The organism is Agrobacterium sp. 22-226-1 (assembly GCF_053522345.1).
The window spans coordinates 330,966-342,969 of the sequence record NZ_JBNWCP010000005.1; the positions used below are offsets into that span (position 1 = coordinate 330,966).

At 59.0% G+C, this 12,004-nt stretch carries 11 protein-coding genes; 9 read left to right on the plus strand and 2 right to left on the minus strand.

Annotation, left to right across the window (positions count from 1 at the left end):
• Positions 1-91: 91 nt before the first annotated feature.
• A complete protein-coding gene (gyrB, locus tag ACQZ5K_RS11705) occupies positions 92-2,527 on the plus strand; it encodes a DNA topoisomerase (ATP-hydrolyzing) subunit B (RefSeq protein ID WP_448740437.1) in 2,436 nt (811 codons plus the stop codon).
• 105 nt (positions 2,528-2,632) lie between these two features.
• Here the strand turns inward: gyrB and ACQZ5K_RS11710 are convergent, their stop codons facing one another.
• The gene (locus ACQZ5K_RS11710; protein ID WP_448740438.1) at positions 2,633-3,235 is read right to left on the minus strand and encodes a nitroreductase family protein; all 603 of its coding nucleotides are present in this window, start codon (positions 3,233-3,235) and stop codon (positions 2,633-2,635) included.
• A gap of 128 nt (positions 3,236-3,363) precedes the next feature.
• On the opposite strand from ACQZ5K_RS11710, the gene ACQZ5K_RS11715 reads away from it, so the two are divergent.
• From ACQZ5K_RS11715 to ACQZ5K_RS11750, 8 genes are all read left to right on the plus strand, one after another.
• Positions 3,364-4,206 carry a fumarylacetoacetate hydrolase family protein gene (locus tag ACQZ5K_RS11715; protein ID WP_003521165.1) on the plus strand — a complete coding sequence of 281 codons (843 nt, stop codon included), beginning with the start codon at positions 3,364-3,366 and terminating at the stop codon, positions 4,204-4,206.
• Positions 4,207-4,329: 123 nt separating this feature from the next.
• Positions 4,330-5,562, plus strand: coding sequence for a polyhydroxyalkanoate depolymerase (locus ACQZ5K_RS11720; protein WP_448740439.1), 1,233 nt, complete (start codon positions 4,330-4,332; stop codon positions 5,560-5,562).
• A gap of 68 nt (positions 5,563-5,630) precedes the next feature.
• Complete coding sequence (locus ACQZ5K_RS11725) at positions 5,631-6,398, plus strand: M48 family metallopeptidase (protein WP_448740440.1); 768 nt, start codon at positions 5,631-5,633, stop codon at positions 6,396-6,398.
• A 102-nt stretch (positions 6,399-6,500) separates the two neighbouring features.
• Complete coding sequence (locus tag ACQZ5K_RS11730) at positions 6,501-7,163, plus strand: phosphoribosylanthranilate isomerase (RefSeq protein WP_425646617.1); 663 nt, start codon at positions 6,501-6,503, stop codon at positions 7,161-7,163.
• 1 nt (position 7,164) lies between these two features.
• Positions 7,165-8,385, plus strand: a complete 1,221-nt coding sequence (trpB, locus tag ACQZ5K_RS11735; protein WP_003521170.1) for a tryptophan synthase subunit beta — start codon at positions 7,165-7,167, stop codon at positions 8,383-8,385.
• Positions 8,386-8,389: 4 nt separating this feature from the next.
• Positions 8,390-9,229: a tryptophan synthase subunit alpha gene (gene trpA / locus ACQZ5K_RS11740; protein WP_448740441.1), complete on the plus strand. Its 840-nt coding sequence runs from the start codon at positions 8,390-8,392 to the stop codon at positions 9,227-9,229.
• A gap of 27 nt (positions 9,230-9,256) precedes the next feature.
• Positions 9,257-10,153: an acetyl-CoA carboxylase, carboxyltransferase subunit beta gene (gene accD, locus ACQZ5K_RS11745; protein WP_065656809.1), complete on the plus strand. Its 897-nt coding sequence runs from the start codon at positions 9,257-9,259 to the stop codon at positions 10,151-10,153.
• Positions 10,154-10,239: 86 nt separating this feature from the next.
• Entirely contained in the window at positions 10,240-11,619 is a 1,380-nt protein-coding gene (locus ACQZ5K_RS11750) for a bifunctional folylpolyglutamate synthase/dihydrofolate synthase (RefSeq protein WP_448740442.1), read from the plus strand.
• A gap of 47 nt (positions 11,620-11,666) precedes the next feature.
• Here ACQZ5K_RS11750 and trxA read toward each other — a convergent pair whose 3' ends face one another.
• Entirely contained in the window at positions 11,667-11,987 is a 321-nt protein-coding gene (gene trxA / locus ACQZ5K_RS11755) for a thioredoxin (RefSeq protein ID WP_003505361.1), read from the minus strand.
• Positions 11,988-12,004: the final 17 nt, after the last annotated feature.

Below are 12,004 nucleotides of genomic sequence, written 5' to 3' on the forward strand. Positions count from 1 at the left end.
TTCTATAGTCGCATGTCGGATTTGAGTGATTCGCTGGCTTCAGGCCCTCTCACTGGAAACCTGGCCCGAGAAAACTTTGGAAAGAGTATTTATGACCGAAACATCGTCAAGCGAAGTCGGCGCGAACGCGGAATATGGAGCCGATTCGATCAAGGTCCTCAAGGGCCTTGATGCCGTGCGCAAACGGCCCGGCATGTATATCGGCGATACCGATGACGGTTCCGGCCTGCACCACATGGTCTATGAAGTCGTCGACAACGCCATCGACGAGGCGCTCGCCGGTCATGCCGATCTAGTGACGGTGACCCTGAATGCCGACGGCTCGGTGACGGTGACGGACAACGGACGCGGCATTCCGACCGACATCCATTCTTCCGAAGGCGTTTCCGCCGCCGAAGTCATCATGACCCAGCTGCATGCGGGCGGTAAGTTCGACCAGAATTCCTATAAGGTCTCGGGCGGCCTGCATGGCGTGGGCGTGTCGGTGGTCAATGCGCTCTCCGTCTGGCTGAAGCTCAGAATCCGCCGCAACGGCAAGCTGCACGAAATCGGCTTTACGCATGGCGTTGCCGATGCGCCGCTTTCTGTCATTGGCGAATATGAAGGCCGCTCTGGCACGGAAGTGACCTTCCTCGCGAGCCCGCAGACCTTCACCATGACGGACTATGATTACGAAACGCTGGAGCATCGCCTGCGCGAACTCGCATTCCTGAATTCCGGCGTGCGCATCCTGCTCACCGACAAGCGCCATTCGGACATCAAGCAGGAAGAGCTGCTGTATGATGGCGGTCTCGAAGCCTTCGTTCGTTATCTCGACCGTGCCAAGAAGCCGCTGGTGGACAAGCCAGTCGCCATCAAGGGCGAAAAGGACGGTATCACCGTCGAGGTCGCGCTGTGGTGGAACGACAGCTACCATGAAAACGTGCTCTGCTTCACCAACAACATTCCCCAGCGCGACGGCGGCACCCATATGGCCGGTTTCCGCGCGGCGCTGACCCGTCAGGTGACCTCCTATGCCGAAACCTCGGGCATCCTGAAAAAGGAAAAGGTGAGCCTGCAGGGTGAGGACTGCCGTGAAGGTCTGACGGCCATTCTTTCCGTCAAAGTGCCGGACCCCAAGTTTTCCTCGCAGACGAAAGACAAGCTCGTTTCGTCCGAAGTGCGTCCGGTCGTGGAAAGCCTCGTCAACGAAGCGCTCTCCACCTGGCTGGAAGAACATCCGTCCGACGCGAGAATCCTCGTCGGCAAGGTTGTGGAAGCGGCGGTTGCCCGCGAAGCCGCCCGCAAGGCGCGCGAACTGACGCGCCGCAAGGGTGCACTCGATATCGCCTCTCTGCCCGGCAAGCTTGCCGACTGCTCGGAGCGCGATCCGGCGAAATCCGAACTCTTCCTCGTCGAGGGTGACTCCGCTGGCGGTTCGGCCAAGCAGGGCCGCTCGCGCGAAACCCAGGCGATCCTGCCGCTGCGTGGCAAGATCCTGAACGTCGAGCGCGCCCGTTTCGACAAGATGTTGTCCAGCCAGGAAATCGGCACGCTGATTACCGCGCTCGGCACCTCCATCGGCAAGGACGAGTTCAACGCCGACAAGCTGCGTTACCACAAGATCATCATCATGACGGATGCTGACGTCGACGGCGCCCATATCCGTACCCTGCTTCTGACCTTCTTCTTCCGCCAGATGCCGGAGCTGATCGAGCGCGGCCATCTCTATATCGCCCAGCCGCCGCTTTATAAGGTCACGCGTGGCAAATCCGTGCAGTACCTCAAGGATGAAAAGGCGCTGGAAGAGTACCTGATCTCCATGGGTATCGAGGAAGCGTCGCTGACGCTCGGTTCTGGCGAAGTGCGTATCGGCGCCGATCTTCGCGAAGTCATTCTGGATGCGGTGCGCATGCGCTCGCTGATCGATGGGCTGCATTCGCGTTACAGCCGCTCGATCGTGGAACAGGCTGCCATTGCCGGCGCGCTGAACCCCGAGCTTTCGGCCGATGCTGCCCGCGCCGAGGAAACCGTTGCCGAAGTGGCGCGGCGTCTCGATATGATCGCGGAAGAAACTGAACGTGGCTGGTCCGGCACGGTGCTGCAGGATGGCGGCTTGCGCTTCGAGCGCATGGTGCGCGGCGTCAAGGAAGTCTCGACGCTGGATATGGGACTGCTCGGTTCGGCCGATGCCCGCCATATCGATCAGCTCGCAGCCCGCACGCGTGATATCTACGCTACGCCGCCGGTCCTGCAACGCAAGGACGGCACCATGGAACTGGCCGGTCCACGCGCGCTTCTGGATGCGATTTTCGCCGCCGGCCGCAAGGGTCTTTCCATGCAGCGCTATAAGGGCCTCGGCGAAATGAATGCCGAGCAGCTGTGGGAAACCACGCTCGACGCCAATGTTCGCTCCCTGCTGCAGGTAAGGGTGAGTGACGCGACGGACGCCGACGGCCTGTTCGCCCGGCTGATGGGCGACGAGGTGGAACCGCGCCGCGACTTCATTCAGGAAAATGCGCTGAGCGTCGCCAACCTCGACATTTAATCCTGTGGGGTGTTTCGCGTAACGATTCACGTGAAACGAAAATTTAACAAAAGGCCCGGCGGTCAATTTCCGCCGGGCCTTTTTGTTTTGCCGGATGAGCGGAAATCAGTCGGCTTTGCCGGTGAAGCGCCCTTCGAAGGCCACATCCGCCAAGGGCAGACGCTTGCTCGGCACTTCCCGTTCCGCCAGATCGTCAGGGAGAACGGACTTGTCGGTCAGCGTGCCGATGGCGACCCCGGCCTCGACCTTGTAGCCTTCCGGGATGTTCAGTTTTTCAACGATTTTGTCCTTCAATATGCCAGCCATGCCATGGGCGTGATAACCGAGCAGGTGAGCTTGCATGGCAAGCGAAAACCAGGCAGCCCCCGCATCGAAGGAATGGGTCGAGGATGGTTTTTTCTCACCGTCGCGCGAGATGTTGTAGTCGCGGGAAATGACAAACAGCAGCACAGAGGCGTTTTTTGCCCAGCGCTGGTTTCCCTCCATCAGCAGTTCCACGAAGAGCGGCCAGTCTTCGCTATCCTTGTGCGCATAGACAAACCGCCATGGCTGATAGTTGGAGGCGGAAGGCGCCCAGTGCGCGGCATCCAGAATGGTCAGCAAATGCTGGGACGGCATGGCATGGCCATCGAAGGCGCGCGGAGACCAGCGATCGAGGAAAAGAGGATCGACGGGATATTCGGATTGCCGGGAATTGCTGTTCGTCACGGGCCATGTCCTTTTGATTGACGGGAAGGAAAAGGTATTTTTCGAAACTTGGCGTAGTCAAGGGGTGACAAGTATGAATGCATCGTTCATATATGCATCACCTTGTCTGACAACCGGGAGAGAGTTCCATGAAATTGATGCGTGTCGGCCAGCCCGGCCAGGAAAAACCTGCAATCCTCGATGCGGAAGGAAAAGTCCGCGATCTGTCCGCCCATGTCAAAGACATTGGCGGCGAAGCCATTTCTCCCGAGGGCCTCAAGAAGATCGCCGCGATCGATCTCGGCACACTTCCGGTACTGAACGAAGAGCGCATCGGCGCCTGCGTTGCCGGAACGGGAAAATTCATCTGCATCGGCCTCAACTTTTCCGACCACGCCGCCGAAACGGGTGCCACCGTACCGCCGGAACCGGTCATTTTCATGAAGGCGACCTCGGCCATCGTCGGCCCGAATGACAACGTCACCATTCCGCGCGGTTCTGAGAAGACCGACTGGGAAGTCGAGCTCGGCGTCGTCATCGGCAAGACCGCCAAATACGTCTCGGAAGCCGATGCTCTCGACTATGTCGCCGGTTATTGCGTTTCGCATGATGTGTCCGAACGCGCCTTCCAGACCGAGCGTGCCGGCCAGTGGACCAAGGGCAAGTCCTGCGACACCTTCGGCCCCATCGGCCCCTGGTTGGTGACGAAGGATGAAATCGCCGATCCGCAGAATCTCGGCATGTGGCTGAAGGTCAACGGCCAGACCATGCAGGACGGCTCCAGCAAGACCATGGTCTACGGCGTCGCCCATGTCGTTTCCTATCTCAGCCAGTTCATGTCGCTGCATCCCGGCGATGTCATTTCCACCGGCACTCCTCCCGGTGTAGGCATGGGTCTGAAGCCGCCGCGTTACCTGAAGGCTGGCGATGTCGTGGAACTCGGTATCGAAGGCCTCGGTTCCCAGAAGCAGACCTTCGTCGCCGATATCTGATCGCCACGGCGTTCAACGGAAAGTGAGGCGTCGGCGGGAAACCGCCGGCGCCTTCGGTTTTGTGCACCTGCGAAAAGCTGCTATGGTTGAAAAAAGAGCTTGATCGCGAGGGAGGCGTCATCAGTGTTCTACCACCTCTATGAAATGAACCATGCGGCCATGGCGCCGCTTCGCGCCGGCGCCGACATGATGCGCCAGGCCTGCAACAATCCGCTCAATCCGCTTTCCAGCACGGCTTTCGGAAGAAGCCTCGATGCCGGTTTTGAGGTCTTTGAGCGCATGACGCGCCGTTACGCAAAACCGGAATTCGCTCTCGGCAGTACGATCGTCGATGGCCAGACCGTCAATGTTGTCGAAGAGACCGTCTGGTCACGTCCGTTCTGCAATCTGCTTCATTTCAAGAAGGAACTCGATCCAGCCCGCCAGTCCGATCCGAAGGTGCTGCTGGTGGCGCCGATGTCCGGCCACTATGCCACCCTGTTACGCGGGACGGTGGAAGCCCTGCTGCCTTCGGCGGATATCTACATCACCGATTGGGCCGATGCGCGTACGGTGCCGGTGAGTGAGGGCACCTTCGATCTCGACGATTACATCAGCTATGTCATCGAAATGCTGCGCGCGATCGGGCCGGGCACGCATGTGGTCGCCGTCTGTCAGCCATCCGTGCCGGTGCTGGCCGCCGTTTCGCTGATGGAGGCCGATGGCGATAAATTCGCGCCGGCATCCATGACGCTCATGGGCGGTCCGATTGACACGCGCATCAACCCCACTGCCGTCAACGGTCTTGCCAAGGCGAAACCCATTGAATGGTTCCGCGACAATGTCGTCATGCAGGTGCCGTGGCCGCAGCCGGCTTTTGGCCGCAATGTCTACCCGGGCTTCCTGCAACTCTCCGGCTTCATGTCGATGAACCTCGACAAGCATATGACGGCGCATAAGGATTTTTACCTCAACCTCGTCAAGAATGACGGCGATTCCGCCGAAAAACACCGCGAATTTTACGATGAATATCTGGCCGTCATGGATCTGACGGCGGAGTTCTATCTGCAGACGGTGGAAACGGTTTTTATCGACCATGCGCTTCCGAAAGGGAACATGTTGCACCGGGGCAGGGCGGTCGATCCTGCGGCCATTCGCAAAGTCGCATTGTTTACGGTGGAAGGCGAGAATGACGATATTTCCGGCGTCGGCCAGACAAAGGCGGCGCATGATCTCTGCCGGAACATCCCTGAAGACAAACGCGCCCATTACATGCAGCCGGATGTCGGGCACTACGGCGTCTTCAACGGTTCGCGCTTCCGCAAGGAAATCGTGCCGCGCATGCTGGATTTTATCCGTAAACACCAGACAGCTTAAGGGCAGACGGCGGGCCATGCCGCGCATTTGCATGGCCAACCGACGGTCGAATCGGTTATGAAGAGTTCATGTTTTCGCTCCTCAGAAAATCCCTGAAATCACCGGCCCCAAAGAAGGCGCTGCCCAGCCAGCGCACCGTTGCGGTGGCGGGCAGGCAGGTGCCGATTACGGTCAGGGAAAATCCGCGCGCCACGCGCATTACGCTGCGCATCGAACCAGGCGGCCGGGCACTGAAGCTGACGATCCCGATGGGCTTGCATCACCGCCAGGTGGATGACTTTCTCGAAAGGCACCAGGGCTGGCTGGAAGGCAAGCTTGTGAAATTCAGCCCCGACGACGGTTTGCGTCCGGGTGCGACCATCGATATTCGTGGCATATCTCACCGTATTGACCATACTGGCAGCCTGCGAGGGCTGACACATGTCACGAAAGACGCCGATGGGATGGCTATTCTGAAGGTCAGCGGCGCGCCGGAACATCTGAGACGACGGATAGCGACATTTCTGAAAAAGGAAGCGAAGGCGGATCTGGAACGGCTTGTGGCTGCTCATGCGCGTACCGCCGGCCGGCCGGTGCGCTCCATCAGCATGAAGGATACGCGCAGCCGCTGGGGCTCCTGTTCCCATGATGGAAACTTGAGCTTCTCATGGCGCATCGTCATGGCCCCCGAAAAGGTTATCGACTATCTCGCCGCCCATGAGGTCGCGCATCTGAGCGAAATGAACCACGGCCCGAAATTCTGGGCACTATGCGAAAAGCTCTGCCCGCACACGGAAGAAGCCAAGAGCTGGCTGAAACGCCATGGTTCCAGACTCCACGCCATCGATTTCGATTGAAACCTGCGGCGCGGATCGCCATCTGGATTCACGTGAAACATTCCGTCAGGAATGGATGCGATTTGGCTCGACTCTTGTCGCATTTCATGTCAGGTCGCGGGTATGAAACCGGATATCAAGATTTGCGGATTGAAGACACCGGAAGCGCTGGAGCGCGCCGTCAGGCGTGGTGCGTCCCATGTCGGTTTTATTTTCTTTGAAAAGAGCCCGCGCAACATCGAGCCCGATATTGCCGGAAGGCTGGCGGAAGGTGCCCGTGGCGCCGCCAAGGTGGTTGCCGTCACCGTCAATGCCGACAATGATTATCTCGATGAAATCGTCGATCTCGTCAAACCGGACATCCTCCAGCTGCATGGCAATGAAAGCCCGGAACGGCTGCTGAACATCAAGGCGCTATATGGCCTGCCTGTCATGAAGGCGATTTCCATTCGCGATGCCGCTGATCTTGCCAAAATCGACCCTTATATTGGAATAGCCGACCGTTTTCTGCTGGATGCCAAAGCGCCCGCCGGTTCCGAGCTTCCGGGCGGCAACGGCGTCTCCTTCGACTGGACCATCCTGCGATCACTTGACGCAAGTGTGGATTACATGCTTTCCGGGGGATTGAACAAGGACAATGTCGCCGAGGCGCTGGCGGAGACCAGGGCAAGCGGACTAGATTTATCGTCCGGTGTGGAAAGTGCGCCGGGCGTCAAGGATCTTTCCATGATCGACGCATTTTTCGATGTGGTGAATGATTGGTCGAAAGGCCCAAAGGGAGCTTGAAGTGAACGACGCGCCAACACCCAATTCTTTTCGCGCTGGTCCCGATGAGGACGGCCGTTTCGGCATTTACGGAGGTCGCTTCGTTGCCGAAACGCTGATGCCGCTCATTCTGGATTTGCAGGCGGAATGGGACAAGGCCAAGACCGATCCCGCGTTTCAGGCGGAACTCAAGCATCTCGGTGCACATTATACCGGTCGTCCGAGCCCGCTTTATTTTGCGGAACGCCTGACGGCGGAACTTGGCGGCGCGAAGATCTATTTCAAGCGCGAAGAGTTGAACCACACCGGCTCGCACAAGATCAACAATTGCCTTGGCCAGATCCTGCTTGCCAAGCGCATGGGCAAGACCCGCATCATCGCCGAAACCGGCGCCGGCCAGCACGGCGTTGCTTCCGCTACCGTCGCTGCACGTTTTGGCCTGCCCTGCGTCGTTTACATGGGCGCGACGGATGTTGCCCGTCAGGCCCCGAATGTGTTCCGCATGAAGCTCCTTGGCGCTGAAGTGAAGCCGGTCACGGCTGGCCACGGCACCCTGAAGGACGCCATGAACGAGGCCCTGCGCGACTGGGTCACCAATGTCGAGGATACCTATTACCTGATCGGCACTGCGGCCGGCCCGCATCCCTATCCGGAAATGGTCCGCGATTTCCAGGCCGTCATCGGCGAGGAAGCCAAGGCGCAGATGCTGGAGGCGGAAGGTCGCCTGCCGGATCTGGTCGTCGCGGCTGTCGGCGGTGGTTCTAATGCTATCGGCATCTTCCATCCTTTCCTCGATGACAAGAATGTCCGCATCGTCGGCGTCGAAGCCGGCGGCAAGGGTCTTTCGGGTGATGAGCATTGCGCTTCCATCACCGCCGGTTCGCCGGGCGTGCTGCATGGCAACCGCACCTATCTGCTGCAGGATGAGGACGGCCAGATCAAGGAAGGCCATTCGATCTCCGCAGGCCTCGATTATCCCGGTATCGGCCCTGAACATTCCTGGCTGAACGATATCGGCCGCGTGGAATACGTACCGATCATGGACCATGAGGCGCTGGACGCCTTCCAGATGCTGACGCGCCTTGAAGGCATCATTCCGGCTCTCGAGCCGAGCCACGCCTTGGCCGAGGTCATCAAGCGCGCACCGAAGATGGGCAAGGATGAAATCATCCTGATGAACCTCTCCGGTCGTGGCGACAAGGATGTCCACACCGTCAGCAAGTTCCTTGGAATGGATGTATAAGATCATGACTGCACGTATGGACAAGCGCTTCGCCGATCTGCGCGCGGAAAATCGCCCGGCCCTGATTACCTATTTCATGGGCGGCGACCCGGATTTCGAAACCTCGCTCGGTATCATGAAGGCCCTGCCGGAAGCGGGCGCCGACGTCATCGAACTCGGCATGCCCTTTTCCGACCCGATGGCGGATGGCCCGGCCATTCAGCTGGCCGGCCAGCGCGCGCTGAAGGGCGGCCAGACGCTGAAGACGACGCTCGATCTCGCCCGCGAGTTTCGCAAGCAAGACGATGCAACGCCGATCGTGATGATGGGCTATTACAATCCGATCTATATCTACGGCGTCGAAAAGTTTCTGGACGACGCAATCGCGGCCGGCATCGATGGCCTGATCGTTGTCGATCTGCCGCCGGAAATGGACGATGAACTCTGCATCCCCGCACTTGCACGCGGCATCAACTTCATCCGTCTGGCGACGCCGACGACAGATGGCAAGCGCCTGCCTGCCGTCCTTAAAAATACCTCAGGTTTCGTTTATTACGTCTCGATGAACGGTATCACCGGTTCAGCACTTCCCGATCCCTCGTTGATCTCGGGCGCTGTCGGTCGTATCAAGGCGCATACGGAACTGCCGGTCTGTGTCGGTTTTGGCGTCAAAACGGCCGATCATGCAAAAGCGATCGGTGCCGTTGCGGATGGCGTTGTGGTCGGTTCGGCCATCGTCAACCAGATTGCGGGTAGCCTGACCAGGGACGGGCAGGCGACCGCCGATACCGTGCCGGCCGTTACGAGGCTGGTAAAAGGACTTTCAACGGGCGTGCGTGCGTCGCGCCTTGCCGCTGCGGAATAAGCGCGCGGCCCAGTCAGGAGTAGACAGTTGAACTGGATCACCAATTACGTTCGGCCGCGGATCAATTCCATGCTCGGCCGCCGCCCGGAGGTTCCGGAGAACCTGTGGATCAAGTGCCCGGAAACGGGCGAGATGGTCTTCCACAAGGATCTGGAAGACAACAAGTGGGTCATCCCGGCTTCCGGCTACCATATGAAGATGCCGGCCAAGGCGCGCCTTGCCGATCTTTTCGATGGCGGCGTCTATGAGGCACTGCCGCAGCCGAAGGTAGCGCAGGACCCCTTGAAGTTCCGCGATTCCAAAAAATACACCGACCGTCTGCGCGACAGCCGCACGAAGACCGAGCAGGAAGACACAATCCTTGCCGGCGTCGGCCACTTGAAAGGCCTGAAGATCGTGGCCGTCGTGCATGAATTCCAGTTCATGGGCGGTTCTCTCGGCATCGCGGCGGGCGAAGCCATCGTCAAGGCCTTCGAGCGCGCCATTTCCGAGCGTTGCCCGCTCGTGATGTTCCCGGCCTCGGGCGGTGCGCGCATGCAGGAAGGCATTCTTTCGCTGATGCAGCTGCCGCGCACCACGGTTGCGGTAAACATGCTGAAAGAGGCAGGCATGCCCTATATCGTGGTTCTGACGAACCCGACGACGGGTGGTGTTACGGCCTCCTACGCTATGTTGGGTGACGTACATATCGCCGAGCCGGGCGCCGAAATCTGCTTTGCGGGCAAGCGTGTGATCGAGCAGACCATTCGTGAAAAGCTGCCGGAAGGCTTCCAGACCTCGGAATACCTGCTGGAACACGGCATGGTAGATATGGTCATCGACCGCCGCGAAATCCCGGACACGCTGGCCAATCTGCTCAAGATCATGACCAAAGCGCCTGCTGACAACGCAAACGCCGTCGTACCGCTGGCGGCTTCGGCCTGAGGAAAAAAATATGTCGCCCGGAGGCATAAATTGCCTTCGGGATGATGCTATACGTTGCATGATTTCATTTTTAGTGCGGCGGACAAATGGCAAGCAAAACGCCTGAAAGGCGAACGGAAGACATGACGAAGCCCGCGATCGGTGAGGCCGAAAAGATCATTGAGGAGCTGATGCAGCTCCACCCCAAGGGGTTCGATCTTTCACTCGACAGAATTTCCCGTCTTCTCGAAAAACTCGGCAATCCCCAGAACAGAATGCCGCCGGTGATCCATGTGGCCGGCACAAATGGCAAGGGTTCGGTCAGCGCTTTTTGCCGGGCCTTGCTCGAATCGGCGGGACTTCCTGTCCATGTCCATACAAAGCCGCATCTCGTAAACTGGCATGAACGCTATCGCATAGGCGTCGCCGGCGAGAGAGGCCGCTTCGTTGACGACGCTGTTTTCGCGGACGCGTTGCGTCGCATCGAAGTCGCCAATGAAGGCCAAAAGATCACCGTTTTCGAAATTCTGACGGCAGTGATGTTCCTTCTTTTTTCGGAACATCCAGCCGATGCGGCGATCGTGGAGGTTGGTTTGGGTGGGCGCTTCGATGCAACCAATGTGATCAACAATCCTGCGGTCTCCGTCATCATGCCGATATCGCTCGATCACGAGGCCTATCTCGGTGACCGCGTGGAGCTGATAGCCGCCGAAAAGGCAGGCATCATGAAGTCCGGTTCCCCCGTCGTCATAGGCCATCAGGAATATGATGCGGCGCTCGAAACGCTTGTCGCCACGGCGGAGCGGCTCGGTTGCCCGGTATCTGTTTATGGGCAGGATTTTTCCGCCCATGAAGAATTCGGCCGCATGGTCTATCAGGATGAGTTCGGCCTGGCCGATGCGCCGCTGCCGCGTCTTCCCGGCCGCCATCAGCTTGCCAATGCCGCTGCCGCGATCCGCGCCGTCAAGGCTGCCGGTTTCGAGGTGACGGAACGGATGATCGAAAAAGCCATGACCTCTGTGGAATGGCCCGGCCGTCTGCAGCGCATCCTGACCGGCAAAATCGCTGAAATGGCCCCGAAGAATTCGGAAATCTGGATCGATGGCGGTCATAACCCCGGCGCGGGCGAAGTCATTGCCGAAGCGATGGCCGGCTTTGAGGAAAAAACGCCACGCCCGCTCTTCATCATTGCAGGCATGATCAATACCAAGGATCCAGTGGGCTATTTCAAGGCCTTCGCCGATATTGCCGAATATGTCTTCACCGTGCCGATTGGCGGCACAGATGCGGCGATCGACCCCGTTGTGCTTGCTCATGCGGCCTTCGATGCCGGCCTCGTGGCAGCGCCGACATCGTCTCTGACTCATGCCTTGGAAGAGCTGTCGCGCCGCTTCGACCCCGAAGGGCCGGCGCCGCGCATCCTGATCGGCGGCTCGCTTTACCTTGCTGGCAACGCGCTTGCCCTGAACGGCACGGTTCCCCAATAAAAAAACCCGGCAGCGATGCCGGGCTTTTTTCATTCCATTGATATTGCTTATGCTGCGCCGGAAATCCAGGCGGAAAGCGCTGTCTTGGGAGCAGCGCCAACCTTGATATCGGCCACTTCGCCGCCCTTGAACATGGCGAGCGTCGGGATGGAGCGCACGCCGAACTGGGCAGCCAGTTCCGGGTTTTCGTCGATGTTGAGCTTCGCGACCTTGACCTTACCGGCCAGCTCGGACGAAATTTCCTCAAGGCTCGGTGCGATCATCTTGCACGGGCCGCACCATTCGGCCCAGAAATCCACCACGACGGGTTCGGCGGATTCAAGGACTTCGGACTGGAAGTTGGCGGCATCGACTTTTACGGTAGCCATATCTGGCTCTCCTTTCA